Raw genomic sequence first — 24,329 nt, 5'->3', positions numbered from 1 at the left:
TCTTAAACTACATAATTGCTTTTCAGCTATCATTCAATTGATCTATTTACCCTGCAATCTGAGCCCTAGTAAAAGTCCCATTTATATTTCCTTCTACAACGATGCTATGTCCTGCAAACATATCTCCATCAGAAAAATAAAAATCAAAATCACCTTCTGGATAAACGGATATAGTATCTAAACTCATAAAATCCATAAACATGTCTTTTGTAATCCCCTCTATTTCATCCTCTTCCTGCAGCCAATCATTTGCTAGATCGACCAGTTCCGCCGCTGCATACATTCTAATTTTTTGATTCCATTTATCCTGCTCTTCAAAAAGTGTATGTGCTGTCTTCAACGCAGACTTTATCATGTTTTCATCTTTATGCCAGTCAAAATACAGCTCGCACTTTTCATTCGCCCAAGCAATGTTTCTTTCAAAAACCTTAATACTTTTTTCAAGTGTAAACTTGCCAAGTATCTCATCATAATAATAAACTGGCTTCACTGATTCTTTTACTATCGTTTCTAGCTCTCCGTCTTCATACTCTGGTTCCAGAATATTAACGAGCATCATTGAATCCGTTCCCGTACGTACTTGTAGCTTTACAACGGTATTACTTTGCAGTAGATTCATTGCTTTTTCCACTTCATCCTCGTCCACTAACCATCTAAGCTGTATCTCTTCTTTCTTGACTGCTTCATTTCTCTCTAAACTTTTCCATGCAATTAAATCAATTGATGCTGTCCATAAAGTCTCTCCACTGGACATTCCAGCACCAATCCCTACTGAACCTGTAACCGCTACTATGTCAATTACTTCTTCTGAGAATCCTTTTTCAAATTTCTTTTTTTCACTGAATTTACTCATTTAATGTACATTCCCCTCTTTAACTGCTGTTGAAAAATTCGCCCTAAATATATAGTTACAAACTGATATGTCGTTCTCTACTCTTATTTTTTATAACGGTCCACCTTCAAAACCGATAGGCCATCCGCTTCTGTTGAATTTTACTTTATACTGAAAGGCATTGGGGTAATCCCCATAAACAAAAGCTAAAGAAAATCCTGCAAGAATATGTCCGTCAAAATTTAAAAGCCGCCCAAAACTTACAGCGGACAGATAATAGACGCTGAATTTTTGCGAAGAAATGAACTGCTTTAAATACTTCAATGACCTTTTAAGATAGATATGTAGTTGTTCTAATATACAATCTGCCATTTCAACGAATTCCTCATATGGCTTTTCACTATTTCCCTCTACCGTAATTTCAACTTCTTTCCATTCTCCTATATCCGTACTCCAAAACCATTGCCTTGTAACTGGGACTTCTGCTTCGTATTCACTACTATTCCATTTTTCCGCTGCATGTTCATCAAGTGGTTTAGATAGAACAAGCTTTTGATACCCCTTTTGCTTGAAGTTAGAGATTGTGTAATTCTGTTTAGAAAACTCAGAGTGACTCATTTATTCCCCTCTTCCTTCTATGTTTTTACTGCTATGTAGAAATATGTTTTGACTTGCTACGCTTAATTTTAGTATCCCGCAAAGCAGACATCAATTAGATTACTTATTCTTCTTTAATAAAAACACTTTTCCGAATTACCGTTACTATAGTACATTATCCCTTTTGATATGAATACACAGGTTCCAAGTTTATCTAAGAGCTTTTTGTTTTGACACGGCAAAAGGCAGCCACTTGATATAGAAAAGAATTATTATTTTTTGGGATTTTTGAGAAAATATGAGCATTAATAGTTATTTTTGGTATAATAGGAAAGGCTTTTTATGATCCTTAAGAATTATATTAAAGTAAAAAAAAGAGAAATACGGAGGAAATACAACTATGAAAATGTTAAAAATTGCTTTAGGAGTACCTCTGCTAGTTTTAGCGTTAACAGCTTGTGGGCAAGAAAATAGTGAACCAGCATCTCGACAAGAACAAACGAAGTCAGAAACAGCAGTACATACTAAAGAAGCTTCTAAAGGTACAGCAGATACTTTAAAAGAAGCATCACCTAGCACGCTACATACTAAATCTACTAAATTGCAAAAGGCTGCAAATGCTAATAATGCAGACCGGAATTATCTTATGGATTTGATGGCTGGTTATCAATATATCCAAGTAGGTAACAACGAATATATTTATTATGGAATCAACCAAGAAGAAAATATTTTTTCTATAATGCAGGTAACCTTTGATAATGACATTAACTATATTCAAGACGTTAATATAATTGACAATGCTTCTGCAAATCAAATCGCTACGTTGCAAAGCCAAATTCAAAATCAACAAGCGCAGCTATCTGACCTTGAACAAAAGCAAATGAAAAAAGAGTTAGATGATTACTATACGCAACTAGAAGCAGATCAAAAAGCTAAAACTGAGGCTGATGATAAGGCTGCAGAAGTTATAGAAGCACAAGCTAAAGCTGATAAAGAGGCACAAGAGCAGGCAGATCAAGAAGCTAAAGCACAAGCTGAAGCTGATAAAAAGGATGAAGAAGAAGCACAGGCACAGGCTAAAGCTGAGGCTGAGGCTGATGCACGAGCGAAAGAAGAGGCTGCAGCTGCTCAAAAACAAGACGAAGCTGAGGCTGATTCTCAAGAACCAGCTGAGCAACCAGAATTAACACAAGATCAAATGGAATCAGTTGAAGCTGCAAATGATGTAATGGATTTCATTGGTGACTGGTTATCGCCAGAAGCTTCCCAAAAAATCCAAGAAGAACTAGCTGCAAGTGGTGACGGATCAAGTCCGACTTTAGATCACTGCTATAGAGCTCATGAAGGAGCAGAAGAAGATTCTGACGGTTTTTGTTCAGCACAATAAATAATGAAAGGAAGTAAAGGTCTCCCTTTTGTTCTTTTTATTTTATGAATTTGATAGATGCTGAAGTAGGATGAGTCGATTCGAAATTCTACCTATACTATTAAACATAGATACAATATACATATTAATTTGGAGGAACAATCATGTACAAAAAAGGTTTAATCTCATTAGTAGCAGCAACTACATTTTTAGTTAGCGGCTGCCAATCAGAGGAAAAAGCAGATTCAAAAACAGTAGAAACAGAAAAAGGTACTAATCAAGAAGCTAAAAATAGTAGTGCTGTTAAGACTAAGCAAGATAGCAGTAGCACTAACAACATGACTCAAAGTAAAACTGAAGAAAATACTAGCACTCCTGCAAATAATAAGCAAAATGTGACAGGTAGTAATAATGCAACTGCCACTCATAAAAATGATTCACAAACTGATTCTAGCAATCAAAGTAATTCAGGGAGTAACAATCCAGCACCTACTAATACATTTGTTCCATCAAGTGATACAGCAGCCCTTTTTATGGGTGATTACATAAATGGACTAACAGAAGCAATTAACACGGGAAGATTCGAGTACTATGTTAGCGATGGTCTCAAAGGCTCCCTTTATAATCAACAGAAATCATTAGTAAGTAAGTTATACAAACAAGGTATCAAGGAAAGATGGGAAGACTTTTCTGTAATTAGCTTTACTAAAACAGGAGAATCTTCAAAAGGAGCACTATACAAAATAGCAACTAAAGAAACTGTAACTGTTATTAAACCTAGTGGTGCTAAAACTACTAAAAAATATAATTGGATGTACTCTGCAATCTTTACTAATAACAGTCTATATCTAACAGATATCGCTAAAAACGGCCCAATAACAACCGTTTCAGAGAGCGAGGCAACGAATAACCAAAATCAGTCTACAGATAATCAAACAGCTACAAACAGCCCAGCAACTACTAGTAAAAAAGAAGAATATGTATATAAATTGAACCATACCAAAGATATGTTAGAAGTTAGTGCCAATTCTGAAAGCGATTTTGAAAGAAAGCAGCAGTACGGACAGAATTACCAACTGTGGGATGGTTTGTTGAATGAAATTTATGGTGTCTTAAAGACGCAATTGTCCGCTTCGGAAATGAATAAACTTCAAGCTGAGCAACGTCAATGGATCAAGTCTAGAGATGCAGCTGCTCAAGCAACTTTTGATGAAGAAGGTGGCGGTACTTTATCTCAAGCTGAACAAGTACGTACATTATGGGAAGTTACAAGAGACCGCTGCTATGATTTAGTTAATAATTATATGAAATAAGTGGAGCAAAAAGAGCAGCTAATGAAGCATCTTATTATGCTGTTCATGCCGCGGACGAAGCACGATCTTCTAGGCACAATCATTAAGAGTTATTAGTACATGTAGCTCTATCAATCAAATATGTAAAAACTAAAGTACAATAATAAAAGAGAGAGAAGGAATAACCTTCTCTCTCTTTTATTTTATTATCTCTGTTTGGGTGCCCTTTTAAACGCACTCCTCTATTTTATAAATTAACTGGAGAAACGCCTTTTTGTAATTTCCGTTTATTTGAATTAGTTAAATAAAAATGCACTGCTTATTTAACTTATATTGATAATTTTCTCATGTTTCGTTGCAAACATATAAAAGGGGCGTATATGATTCCATATAAGTCGTTAAATCAACTCCATTTTTTCACCTTTTCAAATAAATACTGCACTCCATATAACAAATATGCTTTGTAATGAAGATAGATAAAAAATTGAAAATGATTTAATCGGTTTAAACTTACAATTTTTAACCTTTTAAGAACATCAATAAAGTAAAAAGCAAAGATTCCATCAACTATAATATTCAGTAATATAAACTTCTTAAAGTTGCCATACGAAGATTTAAGCAGCCACATTGAAAGTGGCATATAAGGTCCAATGCTAAAAGGAAGTTCATCTTTTATAAACGAATCTTTTTTGTCATAAAATCTCCACCACTTCCTCTGATGCCCATACAAATGATTAATAATTTCTAAGATAATAATAAAAACCCCTGCTAACGAATAACGTTTTATGCTGCGTTTTCCTATAAACAACAATGATAACCACGGAATCGCTATTATGGATAAGTTAAATCCTAAGTGTTTTCTTGATATCATAAGTGAACTCACCTCAATGTATTTTATCTAGTTCTTCTTATAGTGTCCGCCTATTACAAAAAAAACACAGACCATCTATAATGGTCTGTGTTTTTTATTAATGCGCCTTCTGTTCAACATTAACTCTCTTGATAAAGAACGAGATAATCAATCCAACAATGGAAACAATGATCGCAAAGATGAACGCATGTTGAACACCGTTGGTAAAGGCAAGAACTTGGTTTAATGGATCCATTTTATCTGATACCGTCTCAAGGAAGCTTCTTGAACCTGATGAAAGAATGGAAATTCCAACAGCTGTTCCAATTGCGCCAGAAACCTGTTGTAAAGTGTTCATAATTGCTGTTCCATGCGGGTACAGCTCAGGTGGAAGCTGGTTTAATCCGTTTGTTTGAGCCGGCATCATAATCATCGAAATAGCTATCATAAGCGCAATGTGCAGAGCAACGATAAACCCTGTTGACGTTTCCAGCGTTACGGTTGAAAAACCATACATGGTGCCGGCTACAATTACAAGACCAGGGATAACTAACCATTTAGGACCAAAGCGGTCAAATAATCCGCCCATAACCGGTGAAAGAATTCCGTTAATCACTCCTCCAGGAAGAAGCATTAGGCCAGCGGCAAAGGTTGATAAAGCTAGTGATGTTTGTAAGTATAAAGGTAAAATCATCATCGCAGACAGCAGTACCATCATGCAGACTAGAATTAACAGAAGACCGATTGTAAACATCGGATACTTAAAGGCTTTAAGGTCTAACATTGGCTCTTTCATCTTCGTTTGACGAATAGAGAATGCAACTAACGCAATAGCTCCAATCACAAGAGTTAGAATAACCTGTAGACTTCCCCAGCCTCCGCCTTCTCCGGCGCTGCTAAATCCAAACACGATTCCGCCAAAACCGATTGTTGAAAGAACAACAGAAATCATATCGATTTTTGGTTTCGTTGGTGTGGTAACGTTCTGCATAAAGAAAGCTCCAAACACTAAGGCAACAAATAACAGCGGAAGTGAAATCCAGAAAATCCAGTGCCACGTTAATGTTTTTAAGATTAAGCCTGATACGGTTGGTCCCACAGCTGGCGCAAACATAATAACAAGGCCGATAATCCCCATTGACTTTCCACGTTTATGCGGCGGGATAATAACAAGAATCGTGTTAAACATAAGCGGTAAGAGTAAAGCAGTTCCAACGGCTTGCACGACACGGGCAATCATGAGTACCCCAAAAGTTGGTGCAATAGCGGCAATAAATGTTCCAATGATGGAGCAGATTAGAGATGCTATAAAAAGCTGTCTGGTCGTAAAACGCTGAAGAATAAAACCTGAAATAGGTACCAAAATTCCTAACGTTAACAGATACCCTGTTGTCAGCCACTGTGCGGTTGTTTCGTGAATGCCAAAGCCAGAAATTAGCTCCTTTAACGCCATATTTAAAGCTGTTTCACTAAATAAACCGATAAATCCAGCAATAAGAAACGACGTAATAATCGGCAGCACTTTGATGTTAGAGCTTTCGGCTACTGTTTGTTGATTACTCATATTAAATTGTCTTCCTCTCTTTTACATACTCTTTTTGGTGAACATTTTTCTATCTCAATGATAGGTTGATTAGCAGACAAACAATGCATATTGATATAAAGATTAGTGATAGGTTTAAGGCATTATGTTGACTAAGCTTTTTCTTTCTCTTCTCTTTTGATCGAAGTGCTTTTTGTCTTCTAAATTCGTTTCTTTCCACAGATCCCTCTCCATTTCATTTCTAAATCAACTTTAGAAACCTTCCTATGTAAACTAATTTCCATTCATAATATGGAATTTTTAATAAGTAAGTTAAAACGAAATAGAACGATAAAATGAATTTCACTCTATATAACAGGAATATTGTAACACAGCTATAAGTACTGTTTCCATCTAAAATATACTAAATAACAACAGCTATATACCTAACTTGGTGCCCTGTGACAATTAAAATTTGTTTCTGTTATATGCTTTTTGTTCCGTTTGTCCTAACAGAATACAACTAACTTTTTAATCATCAGTCAAAAGAAATAGTATCAGAAATGAAGTAATAGTAAAAATTGATACTATGGAGGTGTTTTCTTATGAAAAAGTATGAAGTAACATTTCATCTAATTAACGGTGAAATAAGTCATTTAGTTGAAGCTAAATCACTTATTCGTGCAAAGAACTACATCCAGTATAGGTTTGAAGATAAAAGTAAAATATTGGACTTATCAAATGAGTTGGTCATTGTTAAAAGGAACGTCCAATACTTTACGGTAGCTGAAAAAGAATAATTAGCTATGTAAAAGGACGTTATCTACAAAAGTAATGTCCTTTTATATCCATACAATATCTTATAGGGTAGTCTCTTTTTTCCTATTCGGGTCACTAACATTTTTTCTCCAACTTCAATTCACATACTAAATTCATCTAACTAAAAAGATATTCTTCTAAGCAGAAGAATATTATAGTTAAAATTTATGTGGGTAATGGGTAGCTCTGAACAGAATTATTGAATTCAGTGTCTCCCTTTTAATAAATGACGGAATTCATCTAGGTTCTCCTCTGTATTTTTGTATTCTGTAAAGCGCACCCGTAGAAATGAAAAAAGCAAACTCACTGCCACGCGAGTTTGCTCTTTTTGTTCTTTATTGAAATTTCTTCAGTTTAACTTCTTGCCCCATATCCTTCATCCTTTTAAGAGCTTTTCTATAGTCTTGATCTCTCATATGCAGCACTTTATCAGCAGAAGGTTTAGACTGACCAAATTTTTTTAGCGCTGCTCTATACTCGCTGTCACCAATGACTCCATTCGAAACAGTCTCTTTAGGCGAACGCTCAAAAACGGGAGCAGCTTTTTTATTGGGAACCTCTTCGGTACTCTGCTTTTCTTTATGTGTTTCTTTGTCATGAGGCTTATGAGCCAGCTTGTGGCCTTTACCTGTTAGGAACATCAAAAACGAGAGAATTAATACCACAATGCTCAATACACACGAAAACGTAGAAAATGTATGATACGTAATGATTTCAGATTTTACATGTAGAGATTGCGCGAAATTTTCTTTACTAGCCATCTGGCTCTCTGCGCTTACTGTTGCAAGGTGATCTTTATACACTTTGGCAAAGACGATGCTGCTGATTACAGGGATGACTGCAGATACTGTAACTCTTATAAATTGAACCGTGACCATCCGAGGGACTAAACTTGGTAGTGGTCCGCCTAAAGCTGCACCCATAAGACCTGCAGCAACTGTGAACCCTACTCCTGCGATTAAAGCGGCAAAGCTGCTAACAAAGAGGAAAGCAGAAGCATGACCGTCTACATACATCCACTGTATGTTCACTCCCATAATAATGACCGCTCCTATAATACCTAATACTCCCGGTCCAACTTTATCATATAATACGGCACTTAATACGGCCGCAATTGCTATTCCCGCAAAAAGCCCGATATAGATCAGTGAAGTGTCTCCTTTATCAAAACCGGATCCGCTTTTAAGCAATCCTTGTAGAGATAAAAGAGTTAAACTCATACTAATATTGCCTATAACAGCAATTAAGATAGCAAGAGCTGGTTTTCGAGAAGCCACTAATCGAAAGGGAATTAACGGATTTTTAATATGCCATTCTGCTGCGAATAAAAAGCATAAAAAAGTGATGCTTCCCACTATGCCTATCCATACATAAGTAGATGCCCATCCTGATTTTTGAAGGTTAAGTAATGTAAACGTAATAAATACGGTAACCATAAACATTAACGCTACACCGATGATGTCAAATGGTTCATGATGTTTGTGCTGTTGCTTGGCGTGATCATTTGTTAAAAATTTGTAGCTAAAACCTATTCCCAGTAAGGAAAGTACGGCCGCTATATAAAATAACCATCTCCAGTGTCCGTAGCTGTTCACTAGCATTCCGAGAAAAATACCCACAACGCTAGATCCATAAAATCCGCCAATAAGAATCAGTAATGCCAAGTTCCGTTTCTGAATTGGAAAAGAAAGAACCAGCATTGGAATCATCATCATAAGTGCTAAACCCGTTCCTGTTCCTTGTAAAAAACGACCAATGTCCATTCCTAAGAAGCTGTTAGACACAATACTTACGATAGCTCCGATAAGAAACAAACACATCGAAAGAACATAAGTCCTTCTCTCCCCTATTCTGTGTCGAAGGATAGGTCCAAACGGAATAAAAAATGCAAAGCTTATAACCCCTATTAAAACCGGTGTTATCGAAATATAAGATTGATTGTTAAACGTTTGTTGGAGAATTTCACGTATAGAATTTAATGACGTGTTTAACATTAAACCAGGACCAATAGCTAAAACTGCCAGTAAGGAAATCCCCCAGTGTTTTTCTATTTTCATACTACAATTCCTTTCTGCCTTTCATGATTGTAAAAAACTAAAAATAATATCTTTATTTGAACAAACTAAAAAATAAAGCTTCAGTAAGGAAGCTTTATTTTATTTTCTAAGCCTGCCACTCGAATTGGCCCTAAAAGTGTTAGCCTGGTTAATTTATCAGCCATAAATGCAGGGCTAAACTTCATATCACTTTCTAACCAAGAACAAATCACACCTATATGAGCTGATGTGATATAGCTAATCAGGATATCTTTAGGGATATCAAGTCCATCCTCTGCTTCTCCAATCGAAGAGATTAGCTCTCCGTACACTCTTCTCTTTACAATTTCCGTCATATGACTTCTAAATTGAGGTAATCCTCGATCACTTAGCATAACTTTAAAATAATCGGCATGGTCATAGATGAATTCAAAAAGCTTTAAGAAAGAAACGGATTCATCGTTTTCTTCTACTTCTGAGGAATCCTCATTATTTTGTTTTGGTTTTACTTTCTCTATTAGCTCTTCTAGAACTTCATTCATACTCTGCATGAGAAAGTCTTGCTTATCTTGGTAATGCAAATAAAATGTTCCCCGCGTTAATTCCGCTTTTTCCGTAATTTCTTGAATCGTAATGGATGTAACGTCTTTCTCTTTAAGAAGTTCGACTAAAGCGTCTCTTAAGTATTTATTTGTTCTTTTTATCCTGGGATCTACTTTTGCTTTTTTAAACATCATTCGTCTCCTTGTATAACTTTTATTAAGTATTAGACATATGATTGGGACTTGTATAGGTGCAGCCATTTAGGCCTTTTCTAGTAATTAACTATTTAAACTACCATGTATGCTCAACACACATTCTGCACATGATGTAAACTAATGAACATCATGTATATTAAGTCTCACAAAATATAACCAGTCTGTCAATATCAAAAACTGATTAAGAACGAATCATTTGGTTGTTAGATATGGATGGCGTGAGCGCAGGAACAAAATCTTTTGTAGAAACGTTCAAAAGAAATGGTAATGGTGAAATCAGTCACTTAATTGAGTATGCACCAGCTAGAAGCACCTGCATACACGAAACCTACGTTCACAATCACAATAAAAAGATCCGAACATTTTATCATTCGGATCTCCATTCCACTAAACTACTCTTAAGCTCTTTTCTCGCTACTTTTTCACCCAGTTGTCATCATCATCTTTTTTGTACTTTGTTTTCACTGCATTCCAAGCGACTTTATGAGCCGTAGCTTCTTCTTTGTATTCGTCACTAGCTGAATTAAATGCTTCTTTATAAATTTCCTGAGCATGATGAGGAAGGTTATCTTTTACTCCATCAGGCAATTCTTTTAATGAATTGTAGGGCATAATCGTATTCCTCCTTGAAAACATCGTTTACTACTGATTTACCTGTTCTTAATGAGTATAAACATTTAATAAATAATGAGAATGAATAACTTTTAGGCTAATCATATTCATTTTGAAAGCTCTCGCTAACTATAGGAAGGGCTTCTTTTTGATGAGTTTCTTCTATATAATTATGGTAAAATGGTATAAAAAGGAATCAGATTAAAGGAATGTGTATGTCTTTTATTCTTACCAATTGATTAGGTATCGGCATAATTTCCGCTTTCATATTTTTTGTAAATATCGTTCTTAAAAAAAGCATAATGTCTCTTTTAATTTCTTTAATTACTTTATTATTTGGTTTGTTTTTAATTTTTTACGCTTCTCATAAGATAAGTGGATTTGACCTTATAGATGTATATGTAAAGGGATTAATCGTTATATTTGAAGGACTAATCTTCTCAGTTGCTACAAGTATATTCATAGTGATACAGGAACTAAATAAAAAAGAAAACAAGCTAAAAAGTTTCTTAAAACAAAAATGTATTGAACAGTGTACACATAAAAAAAGAGAATTAAGAACAAGGAACATACTAAAATGATTGTTTTTACACTGTTCCGCGAGCCATTCTGTCTATTTCAGACTAGCATTATTTTCATTTCTTTAGTTAAATAAAAAGACCTTCTTTTGTTAGGAGGTCTTTTTTACACTAATAATATCAACATATAAAGAATCAAAGCTATCACATAATTGAGGTGAAGAGAATGAAAAAATTGAATAAAGATCACTTACTTTGGAACATGCTAAAGCTGTGGATTTCTATACCTAGAACTATTCGTGTAGCATTTCTTTGGGCTTTTATTTTAGGAATCTCTTACTTGGGGTGGGTCAAGATAGCCCACAGATTTATTTAGCACTAGCGATTTATCTCTGCTGAAATTCAATTGAAGTAAACAAGAAGACTAGGAAAGATAAACTGCTGAAATGAGTATAGAATTAAAGGAGAACTATCTTGAGTCGTTTTATAAAATTAGTTGTTATATCCATTTTATCTACCGCTATTTTTAGTACTGTCTACGGAATCATTAGCTTAACACCTGAAAGTGAAAAAGAACCTAATGTTTATTACTTTAGCTTTACAGATACATTCGTATTTACGTTCATGTATACTTTGCCCGTTTATATAGTTGTTGGAATTATCTGTTCCTATCTAATTGATATGGTAGCACGTAACATGCAGACAAGAAAAATGTACTTTTCTAAACTATTAATGTACTCGTTAGCAGGATTAGTTCCTGCTTTAGCATTTTACTTTCTGTTTGAAGGAATTCAGGTAGATTACCAATTATTATTTTATTTTTTTGCTTTAGGTATTCTTGCAGCTAATACTTTTTATCATATTTTGCTACTCATGAACAAGATTTTTAACAGAAAGAAAGTTTAATTAAGATTGGCTTTTGCCTCTCACAAAATTCACATTATGATACATAAGGCTTTTAATATAAAAAGAATGATTTTAGAAAGAGGAAAATGTGTGAAACGTAGTCAATTGTTGCTTTTATCGTTATTTAGTAGTTTGTTAGTTATTCTGGTATCGTTGTTCCAGTGGGATCTCGTTGATATGATAGTAGAAAGTGGGAGCCGTTTGTTATTCAGCTCATTACTATCGGATTATGGTTCTTCTTTCCCTTTGATCAAGTAAACTTGGATTTGAACTTCAAAGTCCACCAAGGTAAGAGAGAAGAGATTGCGGCTAAAATAGAAAATGACGTGATTAAACCTAACTTGTCTGATAGTCCATCACTTATTCAATTACCTAAAGAGTATACTCAATTGTCTAAAGGTGGAGGAGAAATTGTATTAGAAACCAAAGGAAAAGAAACATCAATTCTTTTCTTTACGTACCGCGGGATGCTAGACAATTTTTCAGGATTCGTCTATGACCCAAATGATCATAAACCTTCAAAAAGCGATTTTGACGGAGATTTTAAACAAATAGAGAAAGTACATAAGAACTGGTATTATGTATCTTCCTATTGAAAAAAGATACTACTTAAAAACTAGTCCCCAATCGTTAGGCATAGCCTGACAATTAGGGGCTAGTTTTTAAGTTTCATTCTTTAATTCAAGCTCTCTACTCCAGAATCCCAATTTCGATCTACAGAGTTAAAGTAAGCTTGTTCAAGAATTTGCATATAATCAGTCTCCGTAATTAAACGGACGTTACTTGATGTTGAGTTGTTTTGCATGGCCAACCTTACAATGCTCGGAAAGTCTTCTTTCTTTACACCCTCTAAATCTTTTAATTTAGGAATATTTAATAATTCGGTTAGCTCTATAATCCCTTGAATTAATTTTTCAACAGCTATTTCATCTGAATCTGAATCCTTGGCAAAGTTCATATACCTTGCTAATGTCGCATGTAAGTGCTTATTCTCCATAGAATTGAACTTTAATACATATGGTAAAAACACTGCGTTGGCAACTCCATGCGGGGTATCATAAAGTCCTCCAAGCGCTTCTGCTAAGCAGTGTACTGAGGCAACATCTGCAGATCCAAAACAAAGGCCTGCTAAGAGACTTCCTTCCAGCATGTCTTGACGAGCCGCTTCATTTTTGCCGTCGCGGAAAACGATAGGCAATGCCGAAACAATGGTTCTCATTGCTTGAGCCCCGAGCGCTTGTGAAATAGGATTTGTTACTTTACACGTATAACCTTCAATCGCATGAACGAGTGCATCAATGCCAGTAGCAGCAGTAACTGACGGCGGAAGACTTAATGTTAGTTCAGGATCAAGAATCGCCAAGACAGGTCTTAATGAAGCATGTTTGAGTGTCATTTTCCGATGTGTAGATGCTTCCGTAATTACGGCAGAACGAGTTACCTCTGATCCTGTGCCTGAAGTAGTTGGAATACAAATAACTGGCGCGATGTTTGAATACAGAAGTCGGCCGTCTGCATAGTCAGATGGTTTCCCGCCGTTTGGGCCGCACAGCGCAATAGCTTTTCCTGTATCCATTGCACTTCCGCCACCAATGGCAACAACTGCATCTGCACCAAAGTCACAAAATAATTTTGCACCTTCCAAACAATTTGTATCTCGAGGATTTTGTTCAATGGAGTCGAATAACAATACTCGGTAACCAGAAGCCTCCAGGGCCGTTGTAATTGGTGAAACTAGTCCTGCATGAACCACACCTGGATCACTCACAATTAAAATGGATGAACCAATATTTAGGGATTTTAGCATTTCTGGCAATTCTTTAGCTTTTCCCGTTCCTACCTCAATTTGAGTAGAACAAAAATAGTTATAGGATTTCATTTATACCCCTCCTATTGTCTAAATTCTAATACATCTCTTAATTAAATTTTAACCTAACCTTCTCTACCATTAGCAGATTCAACTGTTAGGCTGCAGATAACTTATACTGATGATAGTTTAGGCAATACACATACAGAATAGCAAGGTAGTAGAGAACATAAATAAACTATATGTATATCCAACAAACTTCTTATCATATATAATACAAGTCTATTCTCAATCAGGACAGATGAATATTCAGATGGTTACTATCTAAAAAAACGATTAGTAATCTCTATACTATGTAATCAATTTATTTATGCAAACCAATCTTGGTGTTCAATAAAAATAGATTCAAATACTAATCCCCTTAATGATCCAGTATTACTTCTCTAGTTACATCTAAAAAAGCACTCAAAGCTGGAGACACCCATTTGTCTTTATGCCAGACCAGCTGAGTTACAATTGGAAACTCTGGACCTTTCCATCTTAATACACTCATGCTCCCTTCCTCTATTTCCTTCTCCACTGCTAGCTTAGGTAATGCTGCTATTCCAATTCCAGCTATTACACATTTTTTGATGGCTTCTACATCACCAAGTTCAAGATCACATAACGGTTGAACGGCTGCATCAACAAGTGATGCTTCAAATATATTCCGATAATCACATTTCTCAGTAAAAAGCAGCGACTGACCGTCTAGGTCCGCAGGTCTTACTTCAGATTTATCAGCTAAAGGATGATTCGGCGGACTTACTATAACAATAGGTTCCGAGACAAGCTGCTCGGCAATCAGCTTGTCCGAGTTAATGCGAGTCATAGACATTAAAACAGCATCTATGAGACCTTGAGCAAGTAAATCCTCAAAATCATTTTCAGAAATTCCAGGTCGGAAAATCAGTTTTACTTTAGGAAAACGAGCTTGAAATAGTTTCAGCAAAGCTGGTAAGCGATAGGTGCATTGGGTTTCTGAAGCACATATTGTTAACGTCCCGCTAGGCTCTTCATTCCCACCTACAGTCTCCCTTGCCTCTTCGGTTAAATCAAGCACTTTGTCCGTATATAGCTTGAAGCGCTTTCCAGCGTCAGTTAAGATAACCCGTTTCCCTAACCGGTCAAAAAGTCGGACAGCAAGTTCTTCCTCAAGAGATTTAATCTGAGCTGTTACACTTGATTGAGCATAGTGAAGGATTTCAGCTGTTCGAGTAAAGTTTAGTTCTCTGGCAGCAATTTGAAAAATTTTTAACTGTTTGAGTTCCATAGTTTTCTCTCCTAAATCATTTTCACCAATAATATTATTATTCTAAATATATCATTTCACTCGTGCTGCTTGTAAGCGTAATGTCTTTCACTACTCGCTTCTCAGAGGAACGTTTGCATATCAAGAATGTATGATGCAAAGCTGCTTATTCCGGAAAAAGAACCTTGGACAGCAAACAGAACTGATCCAAGAATTCTTCTACTTGATTGGTTCCTTTAAAAATGATTATAGTAACTAAGATTGAACACGATATACAGAGTCAAAACAGAAAAGACCTACCTTTTTTCAGCCAAAAAATAAAACATCTTGTAGCATTGTTGACACATTGTTTCTCAAAAACAAAAAAACAGGATCCATTTTTCTCTAATCTAAGGTTGTTCCTTCTGATAAACCCTATTATGTTATTCCGATGTAATAGAAGAAGGATTTTTACTTTTTAAGATAGAATAGTTTCTTAAAGAGTCATAAAGGAGTTGATTTCATGTCTAAACAAATAGAGGATAGAAAAGAAATAAAGCTTTTGGATTCTCAGATTTATTTATGTGATGAAATTAAAAAGTTGTTGAAGAAAAAAGAAAAAAGAAGTCTAGCCTTTGAACAAGAGTATACAGAACATGATATATTACACATTGCTTTAAACAGATTAATGAGTGAGTTAATCTCTAGACATTAAAAACGTCACCTATCATATTTGATATTATTCGAAATAGATAAGTTTCATATAAAAAATAGACAGAATATTTCATCATTATCTTTACTTTGTAAACGTTTTCGTTTATACTAAGTATAGGTTGGATGGCATGAGTGGCTGTCATAGTATTTAGCGTAGGCGGGGCTGATACGAGGGAACAGGGCATAGAAGAAATGTCCTTTTTTGTTTGGGCAATATTTCTTAGAAACTAGAAAATATTATAAAATGCTTTCAAACGTTTTTTTATTTAGTATGCCCTATCCAGTCTGGAAATTGAAAACGACCACCTCTTCCCAGTCAAAAGAGGTAGCTTTTTTTAAAATTGAATGAACAGTAGTCGTTAGATAATGCTTTATTGCATCTTAAGTAAGTTGCTTCATTTAATAAACTGTATTCGTAGACAACATATTCACCGCTTTTTCTAGCAGTAAAATATCTTCTTCAACCATTCTTTTCACATCGTCGAGATCAAGTTGAATATATTCTTCTTTTAAACGTTCTAATTCCCTGACGAACAGGGATCCCGTATAGTACCTATAATTTGTCACTACTATTTATCCCCTTTGTATGCTCTTACTGTATGTGATTCCCCTTTATTTAGATAAACAACCAATAAATACAAGATTTTTTTAAAAAAATCCTTCCCTGATGTAGGCAAAGGATTTTTAACTTTATTAGAATAGGAAAAATACATTATTAATGTGGTCAGGTTTGTAGTTTCATATACATACAACGTTTTATCGCTCTACTTAGATGTTAAATCAAATTTATCTTCTTTCCCATTCCATTTTACTGTCACATGAAAAGGAGTGCTGCTGCTTTGAGTCGCACATCCGCTGCAGCTCCCATTTAAATTAATTTTCCCACCTGTCTCGTCATCCGTACCTGATAATTTGCTTGTTTCCCCTTCCACGACATAAGAAACTTTTCCTACTTTCTCTTTGTCTTTTCCTTTATAGATAATACTGCCTTGTCCGTTTTCAGTATTCTCTCCTTTATTTAAAAGATATAAAGCTTTCCACTGATCTCCTTCACCTTCGAAACGCACACTTTCTTCTTTGCTACCACAGCTACCCAATACTAATAAAAAAATAGATATAAGTCCTAAAAATAAAAAATTCCTTTTCAATTTAAATCCTCCTCCACGGTAAAAAAGCACCCAACTATCCTATTAGGTGATTTTTTGTTATTATCTGTTCTTTTTTTCAAGTAATTTAATTAATCTATCATTTTGTTTCACTATCGTTCTTAGCTTAGCTTCTAACGAACATAAAGTGATAAAGACGGCTATAAATCCTATAATGACAAAAAACATATTAGCTGATATCCCCCATACATCATTTTGTTTTTAAAACAATATCTATATAATAACATTTTTTCTATATTTTATATCATAATGTTGTTTCTTAGTTAACATAATAAATAAAAGGAATAGGAAAGTGTTCTCTTAAAGGAATCCTTCAGGGCCGCCATTTAAAAGTTCTAGCTATACCAAAATACAGAATGGATATGCCTTCACCCACGAACTCAACAGCTTTCCTTTATAATAAATACCCTTTCTCTAGCTAATAATAAGTAAGTAAAATATGTATATACTATAAACGAACACCATTCTTAAAAGTATGACGTTTACGAACATCTATCTATAATTGAGCAATGTTTCCATCTAAATCATGGTTTCTCTTCTTCTATTAAAGGGAATTAAACCCTAAAAGTGAACCTTAAAAGGAGACCATCATGGTTACAATTGAATCAATCATAATAGGTATTGTTTTTATTCTCATTCAACTATACGCATTAACGATTGTCGAACGTTCTCCAATCGGGGAGCAAAAGCTGCTCTCATTATCAGGCGGTGTAGCTATTGCCTATGTATTTATTTATATCTTACCGACGCTTCATAAGAAACAAGAAGAGTTTGGAGGTTCGCTAGCCCTTGATACTGAACTATATTTTCTTGGTCTTCTCGGCTTACTCGTCTATTTTTCTGTGTATTCATTTGCTCAGACAAAAGCAGCCACACACCTAACGGAACTGACCGTGTACATGGTACAGGCTAGTTTTTTTATGGTTTATTCTTTTATCATTTCTTATGTCGTATTTTCAACCGATGTTAAGCGAGTTGAATCAGTATTCTACGGACTGGCTATCAGCCTTCATTTTATCGGGTGGTCTTACCATCTAGGAAAAAAACATCCGCGCTTACACAAAACTAGAGGCCGCTATATGCTGGCCGGAGCAACTTTTCTTGGGTCCATTCTGGGCGTTTTCGGACCCTCATCAGGACTGCTTATTGAGTCGATGATTGCTTTTAGTTCAGGTGCAATGTTATTTAACGTGATCAGTAAAGAGCTCCCTTTTGAAAAACATGCGCATTTGCCTACCTTTTTAATCTCATCTCTTATCTACGCGGCTACAATGATTTCGTTAAAAGCTTTTTTCAATTGGTAGTTGCGTGCGCGTGTTTTCACAAAATAAAAAGAGCAGCATTTAATGCTGCTCTTTTAAAGTATGGTTTTTATTACTAGATATACTGCAGCAATCGATGCAAGAACGATAAGTACATTCAAAATGCGATGTTGAGTAGCTAAGTGGCCTCGCTTCATTTCTGCACGAGTCAATGGTTTATTTTCATTGTGATTTCCACTCACTCTGTTACATCTCCTATCCTGTTTAGTTATTGGTTCTGCTAATTTAAGCAATAAGCTGATCTTTGTCAGCTGCTTCTTCCTTTTTTATCTTCCCTCTACATAAGATATAGAAAACACTAAACATAACAATCGACCAAATAAGATTAGCTCCTGGCTCAGTGTTAGCTACCTTAAACAAACTCGGTATAGATCCGAAAACAGAGTCGTCTGTTGTAAGGAATAGAGCGAGAAACATGTTATTGGCTGCGTGTGCGCCAATGGTAATTTCTAAGCTTTTTGTTTTAATCGCGATATATGTAAGAGCAAAACCAGCTACAATATAATCTAGTCCCACCAATATAATCGATTTATTCATTTCAGGATTAGCAAAATGACCTATTGAAAACATTAGTCCGACAATAATAGCAAGTAAAATAGGACGCTTCACTTTCTTACTCACCCATTGAAGAAGAAACCCTCTAAAAAACAGCTCCTCCGTTGTTGTTTGAATAGGTACTAATAAAAGCGTGATCAGTACTAACAGGGCATACTCTTTTAAACTTACATGATTCCATGAATAATCCGAGTGGTTAAACACGACATCAATTAATTGTGAAACGATTAGTAACAGGCTAAAAGCTCCAAAAGCCCATATTACTTTTTTCCAATTCACACGTTTGTTAGCAGTGATTAATGATTTCATTCTTCGTTTGTGAATAAAACGAACCCCGATCCATAAACCAAAAACCCAGCATATGTACATAATATGAGACAACAGAAAATCAAGATTAGCATTGATTCCTACAGCTACTCCGCTATCAAAATCAAAATATGATTTTCCACTTTCATCAGCTGCAACCATCAGCTACTCCGCTATCAAAATCAAAATATGATTTTCCACTTTCATCAGCTGCAACCATTATCATTTCAGCAATAATATAACTAACTGATCCTAACAGCATAAATACAGAAGCAAGGATTGTTGTACTTACATAACGCTTCCAGCTATTTTTTCCTTCTTCCACATTTAAATAGTTTTTCATTTTATTCTTACTCCCTCAGCCTTCTCTTCTCAATTACATCTTTCTTCTCTACTTCGTTATTGTCTAGGCAATGTAAAAATCTATTAGGACCCGAAGTCCTGCAAACATTTTAACTACCGCCTGCTTTTTACCTTTGAAGATAAGGAAAGAGACTGACAATATTAAGACATTACAACTCTACCCATTACCTCTTTATATAAAATTCAGCGTCTTAAAAGCCGTTAAAAAACAGCTTTTTCTACAAGAAGACTCGACACCAAGTCATCGTTAACCTTTATATCCTGCTCATATGTGCCCGCATACACATAATTTTGAAGAAAATACTTGCTACTCAAGAATATATATCCTAGAACAACTAAAATAAATATTTTTTTCAACATCGTCCTCACCTTTTTATCTAAAGTTTTCACCTCACGGCTGCTACCACAACCGCTAAGGTCTTATCCATAAACAGCTTTTCATTTTTTAAAATTAGCTACCATTCTATCTAACATCGCAAAAATGTATATAAGTTACAAATATATTACATTATTATTACAAATGTAACAATTACATTATAACTAAGAAAAAGAGGATAATCAATATGAAGTGTTTAGTAAAGCAAATAAAATTGCTAGATTACTATGATGCGTGTAAATAAATCGAAAACATGTTGGAAAAGACGTTTGTTATTAAACAGGAGTATTTAAAAAACAAAAAGAAGCAAACTCCCTACCATTAGGAGTTTGTTTCTTTTATTTAAGAGTTTTTATAACCTCTTTCATCTCATGTAGTGTTGAGATTTATGAAGTAATAAGCTATAAACTACGTCTCCTGATTTAACATGACACTTAACCATTTTATCTTGACACTCTTCTAAAGGAGTGATTAGATATATATGTTAACTATATTAAAAATAAAGTTAACTAATCTTATTGTCGGTGGTGAAAGCGTATTGGATTGGGAAGAGGATATTAAAAGAGAACTTGCCTATTTAGATGAAATTTTTCAAAAACGGCACCTTGTTACTACAGAATTTGCTGAACAACCATGGCTTATAGTCAATGGACATAGGATGTTAAACCTTGCCTCTAATAACTATTTAGGCTACGCAGGAGATAATGGCCTGAAGAAAACAATGAGTGATGCTGTGATGACATATGGAATAGGAGCAACAGCTTCACGCTTAATAATAGGAAATCACTCTCTTTATGAGAAAGCAGAAAGAGCACTTGTTAATTGGAAGAAAGCTGAGGCAGGAATTATTATCAATAGTGGTTATAATGCAAACCTAGGAATCATCTCAGCCTTGGTTCCGCGTAATGGTTTCATCTTCAGCGATAAGTTAAATCATGCAAGTATCATTGATGGATCCCTACTGAGCCGTGCAAAAATTCAACGCTATCGCCATAACGATATGAACGACCTGGAAAATTCATTAAAAAAAGTTCCCTTGGAGTCACGAAAGTTAATTGTAACAGATACTGTTTTCAGCATGGATGGTGACTTTGCCAAGCTCGAGGATCTTGTTAAATTAAAAGAGCAGTATAACGCTCTACTAATGGTTGATGAAGCTCACGCAAGCGGTGTATACGGAAAAAGTGGTGAAGGGTATGCGCATTTTCTTGATCTGCAAGATAAAATTGATATTCAAATGGGAACGTTTAGTAAAGCGCTGGGGTCATTTGGAGCTTATGTTACCGGAAAACAGTGGCTCATAGATTATTTAAAAAATAGAATGCGAGGACTCATTTATTCAACTGCTCTTCCCCCTGCTATACTCGGTGCAATAACGGGTGCGATTGAAAAGGTGCAACAAGACACAGAGCGTCGCGCAATTCTTCAACAACATGCACTATTTTTTAGGAAAGCACTTACATACGAAGGATTCGACACATGCGAAAGTCAATCTCAAATCATTCCAATTTTGACAGGAGAAAACAAAAGAACAATGCAGTTTGCAGAGCGCTTACAGAAAGAGGGAATTGCTGCTATTCCAGTTAGGCCCCCTACTGTTCCTGAGAATAAAGCAAGAATTCGTTTTACTGTAACAGCCGATCATACTCGAGAAGATTTAAATTGGGCCATAAAGAGAATTTCTCTAATTGGAAAAGAAATGAGTGTGATTCAATGAAACAAGCCACTATTATAATATTTCCCGGATGGGGAATGGAAAAAGCAGCGTTTCATCCGATCATAAAACCATTGTCTACTATATGTAACGTTTTGTGTACAGACTGGAGAGATGTAAAAGAACTAAGTGACTTTAGAGAACGAGCAATCCAATTGCTTACTTCTACTCAAGGTACTGTTTATTTAATAGGTTGGTCATTAGGTTCCCTTTTAACGCTTGAACTTGCAAGTTTATACTCTTACAAGATAGAAGGACTCATATTAATTGGCGGAACTAGTCGCTTTACAAACGACGTGCATAATACATTTGGATGGGAGCAACGTATCATTGAACGTATGAAAAAACAGCTACAGCGTAATAAAGAAAAAACCCTTATTGCATTTTATAACGCTATGTTCACTAAATCTGAAAAAGAAGAAGAATTTCACCATCAATTTATGGAAGTTGTTCAGCGTGATTATCAAGGAGACAGTACGCACTCCCTCCTTACAGGGCTGGATTATTTACTCCAAAAAGATGTTAGAATGCAACTCAATCAAATTCAAACTCCTTGTTTGTTGATCCATGGAAAAGATGATCAAATATGTTTACCTGAGTCTTCTTCTTTCATAGCTGAAAGGATTGGTGGAAAAGCGCAGCTGTGTATTTTAGAAAAAGCTGGCCACATTCCTTTTTTTACAAAGCCTCAGCACTGTACGCAACTTATAGAAAAATTTCTCGAAAAGGAGCTCATTTATGATTAATAAGCAACTTTTAAAGAAAAGATTCAATAATCATGCTAAAACTTATGATGCTTATGCCGATGTACAAAAAAGCATGGCAAACCAGTTAATAGATCAGCTTTCCACCAATTTCTTTAACCAGGAAATAGCTATTCTTGAAATTGGCTGCGGCACGGGTTATTTAACAAAATTATTGTGCAAAAAATTTCCTAAGGCTGCTATTACAGCAGTTGATTTGTCATCAGGAATGATTGAGTTAGCAAAGAAAAAAATAAGGGAAAATCGAGTTTCTTTCATATGCGGAGATATCGAGGAAATAAGTATAGAAGGACATTACGACCTTATTATTTCGAATGCAACATTTCAGTGGTTTAATAGTCTTCATACGACAATCAAAAAATTGTATAAACAACTTAAGCCTACAGGCAGCTTGCTATTTTCAACCTTTGGAAATCGTACATTTCAAGAGCTTCATTCATGCTACAGTCATGCGAAACAAAAGCTTGGTCTTTTCAGTAACAGTTCACCTGGCCAATTGTTTTTTTCTCTTGAAGAGTTGTCTCAAATTTGTGAACAAGCATTAGTTCCATTGAGAGAGCATCCATTTAAACTATTAAAAATGGAGAACCTAGAGATTCAATACTTTCCGACGGTCCAGGCATTTTTTACATCAATAAAAAAGATTGGAGCAAGTAACAGTAACGAGGAAAGCTACTGTCAGCGCCCTTCCTTTTTTCGTCAGTTGATCAATTTATATGAAAATAATCATCGTGACGAAAATGGCGTAAAAGTAACCTATCATTGCTTAATGTTTAATATTACAAAAACGAACCAATAGCCAATCCAGCCCTGGTTACTCTCTAGAGGTGATGAATTGCCGCCAGTAAAAAAGGGTACTCTTCTATTTAGAAAAGTACCCTTAAATAATCAATTAGATTTAATTAACTTACTGTTTTTTAGAAACTAGCTCAATAATATTTGTTATACCTTGCTCATTGTACCCTGTTTTTAATAACTGTATTTGATTATGTTCAGATAAATTTGTAAAGATGATTGGTGTAACAAGTGATTTAGCATTTTCTTTAATGTAGTTTAGGTCTATTTTTAAAAGCGGGGTTCCTTGTGTAACCTTTTCTCCCTCTTTAATTAGACATGTAAACCCTTTCCCGTTCAAGTTCACTGTTTCTAACCCTACGTGAATTAATAACTCTAGATCTTGATCTGTTTTTAGACCTATGGCATGTTTTGTAGGAAAGATGCTAACAACCTCCCCATTGATAGGAGAAACAAGAATATTATTAATTGGTTCGATGGCAAAACCGTCTCCCAGCATCTTTGAAGAAAAAAACAGCATCAGGGACGTCTTCTAGAGGCACAATATATCCGTCAAACGGAAGTTTGAATGCGCTTCCTAAAGTTGTATCGTTCATTTCTTTTTGCTCACCTGTTGCAGCAACTTTAGTTTTTGCCTTCGCTTCAGGTACTTCTTTGTTATTAGAGCCTTCTGTAATAGCCTCTTTTGGTATGCCAAATAAATATGTGCAGGTGAACCCTCCAGCATATCCTGCAAGTAAGGCAAGGCAATGATATATTTCAGCCATAAACCGTGAGCAATTAATGGAATTAAAGCGAAACCAGATGGACCGATAGCGATGGAACCAACGTTTCCGAACATTCCAATTACGGCTCCTCCAATTTCTCCACCGATACAAGCCGTAATGAACGGCGTCCTAATAGAAGAATAACTCCATAAATAAGTGGTTCTCCAATACCTAATATTCCGACAGGAAGAGGATGCTACTAGACTGCTTTACCCCTTTCTGAAATCCATTTTACGTTTATATCATGTATCTTAAAAAGCAGAAAAAACAAGAAGGATCTCATAAGAATAATGCGTTTATCC

General features: G+C 35.3%; 25 protein-coding genes and 1 pseudogene. 10 read left to right on the top strand and 16 right to left on the bottom strand.

Annotated elements, in window-relative coordinates; translation table 11 throughout:
• Positions 1-46: 46 nt before the first annotated feature.
• Complete coding sequence (locus AC2YJL_RS05960; RefSeq protein WP_230933291.1) at positions 47-853, bottom strand: DUF2262 domain-containing protein; 807 nt, start codon at positions 851-853, stop codon at positions 47-49.
• A 90-nt stretch (positions 854-943) separates the two neighbouring features.
• Positions 944-1,450, bottom strand: a complete 507-nt coding sequence (locus tag AC2YJL_RS05955; RefSeq protein ID WP_230933292.1) for a hypothetical protein — start codon at positions 1,448-1,450, stop codon at positions 944-946.
• A gap of 379 nt (positions 1,451-1,829) precedes the next feature.
• Here AC2YJL_RS05955 and AC2YJL_RS05950 point away from each other — a divergent pair, with 379 nt between their 5' ends.
• Together AC2YJL_RS05950 and AC2YJL_RS05945 are read left to right on the top strand one after the other, a co-directional pair.
• Positions 1,830-2,816 carry a hypothetical protein gene (locus AC2YJL_RS05950; protein WP_487374669.1) on the top strand — a complete coding sequence of 329 codons (987 nt, stop codon included), beginning with the start codon at positions 1,830-1,832 and terminating at the stop codon, positions 2,814-2,816.
• 143 nt (positions 2,817-2,959) lie between these two features.
• On the top strand, positions 2,960-4,108 hold the full coding sequence (locus AC2YJL_RS05945; RefSeq protein ID WP_230933294.1) for a lysozyme inhibitor LprI family protein: 1,149 nt from the start codon (positions 2,960-2,962) through the stop codon (positions 4,106-4,108).
• A gap of 382 nt (positions 4,109-4,490) precedes the next feature.
• On the opposite strand, the gene AC2YJL_RS05940 is transcribed toward AC2YJL_RS05945, so the two are convergent.
• The gene (locus AC2YJL_RS05940; protein WP_230933295.1) at positions 4,491-4,958 is read right to left on the bottom strand and encodes a hypothetical protein; all 468 of its coding nucleotides are present in this window, start codon (positions 4,956-4,958) and stop codon (positions 4,491-4,493) included.
• A 97-nt stretch (positions 4,959-5,055) separates the two neighbouring features.
• Positions 5,056-6,501 carry a DHA2 family efflux MFS transporter permease subunit gene (locus tag AC2YJL_RS05935; protein ID WP_230933296.1) on the bottom strand — a complete coding sequence of 482 codons (1,446 nt, stop codon included), beginning with the start codon at positions 6,499-6,501 and terminating at the stop codon, positions 5,056-5,058.
• Positions 6,502-7,064: 563 nt separating this feature from the next.
• Here AC2YJL_RS05935 and AC2YJL_RS05930 point away from each other — a divergent pair.
• Positions 7,065-7,259 carry a hypothetical protein gene (locus AC2YJL_RS05930; RefSeq protein ID WP_230933297.1) on the top strand — a complete coding sequence of 65 codons (195 nt, stop codon included), beginning with the start codon at positions 7,065-7,067 and terminating at the stop codon, positions 7,257-7,259.
• Between the two features lie 354 nt (positions 7,260-7,613).
• Here the strand turns inward: AC2YJL_RS05930 and AC2YJL_RS05925 are convergent, their stop codons facing one another.
• The 3 genes from AC2YJL_RS05925 to AC2YJL_RS05915 form a co-directional block, all read right to left on the bottom strand.
• A complete protein-coding gene (locus AC2YJL_RS05925; RefSeq protein ID WP_230933298.1) occupies positions 7,614-9,335 on the bottom strand; it encodes an MFS transporter in 1,722 nt (573 codons plus the stop codon).
• 80 nt (positions 9,336-9,415) lie between these two features.
• Positions 9,416-10,048 (bottom strand): TetR/AcrR family transcriptional regulator, encoded by a 633-nt coding sequence (locus tag AC2YJL_RS05920; protein ID WP_230933299.1) that lies wholly within the window; start codon positions 10,046-10,048, stop codon positions 9,416-9,418.
• Between the two features lie 438 nt (positions 10,049-10,486).
• Positions 10,487-10,684: a ChaB family protein gene (locus AC2YJL_RS05915; protein WP_028409873.1), complete on the bottom strand. Its 198-nt coding sequence runs from the start codon at positions 10,682-10,684 to the stop codon at positions 10,487-10,489.
• A 992-nt stretch (positions 10,685-11,676) separates the two neighbouring features.
• On the opposite strand from AC2YJL_RS05915, the gene AC2YJL_RS05910 reads away from it, so the two are divergent.
• Positions 11,677-12,108 carry a hypothetical protein gene (locus AC2YJL_RS05910; RefSeq protein ID WP_230933300.1) on the top strand — a complete coding sequence of 144 codons (432 nt, stop codon included), beginning with the start codon at positions 11,677-11,679 and terminating at the stop codon, positions 12,106-12,108.
• Positions 12,109-12,374: 266 nt separating this feature from the next.
• On the top strand, positions 12,375-12,704 hold the full coding sequence (locus tag AC2YJL_RS05905; protein WP_230933301.1) for a hypothetical protein: 330 nt from the start codon (positions 12,375-12,377) through the stop codon (positions 12,702-12,704).
• A gap of 80 nt (positions 12,705-12,784) precedes the next feature.
• On the opposite strand, the gene AC2YJL_RS05900 is transcribed toward AC2YJL_RS05905, so the two are convergent.
• Both AC2YJL_RS05900 and AC2YJL_RS05895 read right to left on the bottom strand, forming a co-directional pair.
• On the bottom strand, positions 12,785-13,987 hold the full coding sequence (locus tag AC2YJL_RS05900; protein ID WP_230933302.1) for an iron-containing alcohol dehydrogenase: 1,203 nt from the start codon (positions 13,985-13,987) through the stop codon (positions 12,785-12,787).
• Positions 13,988-14,336: 349 nt separating this feature from the next.
• Complete coding sequence (locus AC2YJL_RS05895; protein ID WP_230933303.1) at positions 14,337-15,227, bottom strand: LysR family transcriptional regulator; 891 nt, start codon at positions 15,225-15,227, stop codon at positions 14,337-14,339.
• Positions 15,228-15,708: 481 nt separating this feature from the next.
• Here AC2YJL_RS05895 and AC2YJL_RS05890 point away from each other — a divergent pair, with 481 nt between their 5' ends.
• On the top strand, positions 15,709-15,900 hold the full coding sequence (locus AC2YJL_RS05890; RefSeq protein WP_050690279.1) for a hypothetical protein: 192 nt from the start codon (positions 15,709-15,711) through the stop codon (positions 15,898-15,900).
• A gap of 398 nt (positions 15,901-16,298) precedes the next feature.
• Here AC2YJL_RS05890 and AC2YJL_RS05885 read toward each other — a convergent pair whose 3' ends face one another.
• The gene (locus AC2YJL_RS05885) at positions 16,299-16,466 is read right to left on the bottom strand and encodes a hypothetical protein (protein WP_153252171.1); all 168 of its coding nucleotides are present in this window, start codon (positions 16,464-16,466) and stop codon (positions 16,299-16,301) included.
• A 197-nt stretch (positions 16,467-16,663) separates the two neighbouring features.
• The gene (locus tag AC2YJL_RS05880; RefSeq protein ID WP_251568555.1) at positions 16,664-17,047 is read right to left on the bottom strand and encodes a hypothetical protein; all 384 of its coding nucleotides are present in this window, start codon (positions 17,045-17,047) and stop codon (positions 16,664-16,666) included.
• Positions 17,048-17,655: 608 nt separating this feature from the next.
• Here AC2YJL_RS05880 and AC2YJL_RS05875 point away from each other — a divergent pair.
• Positions 17,656-18,369 carry a hypothetical protein gene (locus AC2YJL_RS05875; protein WP_025749947.1) on the top strand — a complete coding sequence of 238 codons (714 nt, stop codon included), beginning with the start codon at positions 17,656-17,658 and terminating at the stop codon, positions 18,367-18,369.
• Positions 18,370-18,422: 53 nt separating this feature from the next.
• Here the strand turns inward: AC2YJL_RS05875 and AC2YJL_RS05870 are convergent, their stop codons facing one another.
• The 3 genes from AC2YJL_RS05870 to AC2YJL_RS05860 all read right to left on the bottom strand — a co-directional run bounded on the left by AC2YJL_RS05870 (position 18,423) and on the right by AC2YJL_RS05860 (position 19,591).
• On the bottom strand, positions 18,423-18,569 hold the full coding sequence (locus tag AC2YJL_RS05870) for a hypothetical protein (RefSeq protein WP_230933305.1): 147 nt from the start codon (positions 18,567-18,569) through the stop codon (positions 18,423-18,425).
• Between the two features lie 43 nt (positions 18,570-18,612).
• Positions 18,613-19,251, bottom strand: coding sequence for a CPBP family intramembrane glutamic endopeptidase (locus AC2YJL_RS05865; RefSeq protein ID WP_487374725.1), 639 nt, complete (start codon positions 19,249-19,251; stop codon positions 18,613-18,615).
• Between the two features lie 145 nt (positions 19,252-19,396).
• Positions 19,397-19,591, bottom strand: a complete 195-nt coding sequence (locus AC2YJL_RS05860) for a hypothetical protein (RefSeq protein WP_487374668.1) — start codon at positions 19,589-19,591, stop codon at positions 19,397-19,399.
• 934 nt (positions 19,592-20,525) lie between these two features.
• Between AC2YJL_RS05860 and bioF the strand changes: the two genes are divergently transcribed.
• The 3 genes from bioF to bioC are packed head-to-tail and all read left to right on the top strand — an operon-like array spanning position 20,526 to position 23,264.
• The gene (gene bioF, locus AC2YJL_RS05855; protein WP_251568747.1) at positions 20,526-21,704 is read left to right on the top strand and encodes an 8-amino-7-oxononanoate synthase; all 1,179 of its coding nucleotides are present in this window, start codon (positions 20,526-20,528) and stop codon (positions 21,702-21,704) included.
• On the top strand, positions 21,701-22,447 hold the full coding sequence (locus AC2YJL_RS05850; protein WP_487374667.1) for an alpha/beta fold hydrolase: 747 nt from the start codon (positions 21,701-21,703) through the stop codon (positions 22,445-22,447). Before bioF ends, AC2YJL_RS05850 begins: the two co-directional genes overlap by 4 nt.
• Positions 22,440-23,264: a malonyl-ACP O-methyltransferase BioC gene (bioC, locus tag AC2YJL_RS05845; RefSeq protein ID WP_230933308.1), complete on the top strand. Its 825-nt coding sequence runs from the start codon at positions 22,440-22,442 to the stop codon at positions 23,262-23,264. Before AC2YJL_RS05850 ends, bioC begins: the two co-directional genes overlap by 8 nt.
• 108 nt (positions 23,265-23,372) lie before the next feature.
• Here the strand turns inward: bioC and AC2YJL_RS05840 are convergent, their stop codons facing one another.
• Together AC2YJL_RS05840 and AC2YJL_RS05835 are read right to left on the bottom strand one after the other, a co-directional pair.
• On the bottom strand, positions 23,373-23,780 hold the full coding sequence (locus AC2YJL_RS05840; RefSeq protein WP_308201959.1) for a PTS sugar transporter subunit IIA: 408 nt from the start codon (positions 23,778-23,780) through the stop codon (positions 23,373-23,375).
• Between the two features lie 154 nt (positions 23,781-23,934).
• Positions 23,935-24,217, bottom strand: a pseudogene (locus AC2YJL_RS05835) (glucose PTS transporter subunit IIA); the annotation flags it as partial.
• Positions 24,218-24,329 lie beyond the last annotated feature (112 nt).

The organism is Priestia sp. SRI_019 (genome assembly GCF_057586255.1).
This window is presented reverse-complemented; position numbering and strand designations above follow the sequence as displayed.

Coding starts and splice junctions, on each gene's coding strand:
- AC2YJL_RS05960 (WP_230933291.1), bottom strand. CDS start 853: ATGAGTAAATTCAGTGAAAAAAAGAAATTTGAAAAAGGATTCTCAGAA.
- AC2YJL_RS05955 (WP_230933292.1), bottom strand. CDS start 1,450: ATGAGTCACTCTGAGTTTTCTAAACAGAATTACACAATCTCTAACTTC.
- AC2YJL_RS05950 (WP_487374669.1), top strand. CDS start 1,830: ATGAAAATGTTAAAAATTGCTTTAGGAGTACCTCTGCTAGTTTTAGCG.
- AC2YJL_RS05945 (WP_230933294.1), top strand. CDS start 2,960: ATGTACAAAAAAGGTTTAATCTCATTAGTAGCAGCAACTACATTTTTA.
- AC2YJL_RS05940 (WP_230933295.1), bottom strand. CDS start 4,958: ATGATATCAAGAAAACACTTAGGATTTAACTTATCCATAATAGCGATT.
- AC2YJL_RS05935 (WP_230933296.1), bottom strand. CDS start 6,501: ATGAGTAATCAACAAACAGTAGCCGAAAGCTCTAACATCAAAGTGCTG.
- AC2YJL_RS05930 (WP_230933297.1), top strand. CDS start 7,065: ATGAAAAAGTATGAAGTAACATTTCATCTAATTAACGGTGAAATAAGT.
- AC2YJL_RS05925 (WP_230933298.1), bottom strand. CDS start 9,335: ATGAAAATAGAAAAACACTGGGGGATTTCCTTACTGGCAGTTTTAGCT.
- AC2YJL_RS05920 (WP_230933299.1), bottom strand. CDS start 10,048: ATGTTTAAAAAAGCAAAAGTAGATCCCAGGATAAAAAGAACAAATAAA.
- AC2YJL_RS05915 (WP_028409873.1), bottom strand. CDS start 10,684: ATGCCCTACAATTCATTAAAAGAATTGCCTGATGGAGTAAAAGATAAC.
- AC2YJL_RS05900 (WP_230933302.1), bottom strand. CDS start 13,987: ATGAAATCCTATAACTATTTTTGTTCTACTCAAATTGAGGTAGGAACG.
- AC2YJL_RS05895 (WP_230933303.1), bottom strand. CDS start 15,227: ATGGAACTCAAACAGTTAAAAATTTTTCAAATTGCTGCCAGAGAACTA.
- AC2YJL_RS05890 (WP_050690279.1), top strand. CDS start 15,709: ATGTCTAAACAAATAGAGGATAGAAAAGAAATAAAGCTTTTGGATTCT.
- AC2YJL_RS05875 (WP_025749947.1), top strand. CDS start 17,656: ATGGTTACAATTGAATCAATCATAATAGGTATTGTTTTTATTCTCATT.
- AC2YJL_RS05865 (WP_487374725.1), bottom strand. CDS start 19,251: ATGAAATCATTAATCACTGCTAACAAACGTGTGAATTGGAAAAAAGTA.
- AC2YJL_RS05860 (WP_487374668.1), bottom strand. CDS start 19,591: ATGAAAAACTATTTAAATGTGGAAGAAGGAAAAAATAGCTGGAAGCGT.
- AC2YJL_RS05850 (WP_487374667.1), top strand. CDS start 21,701: ATGAAACAAGCCACTATTATAATATTTCCCGGATGGGGAATGGAAAAA.
- bioC (WP_230933308.1), top strand. CDS start 22,440: ATGATTAATAAGCAACTTTTAAAGAAAAGATTCAATAATCATGCTAAA.
- AC2YJL_RS05840 (WP_308201959.1), bottom strand. CDS start 23,780: ATGCTGTTTTTTTCTTCAAAGATGCTGGGAGACGGTTTTGCCATCGAA.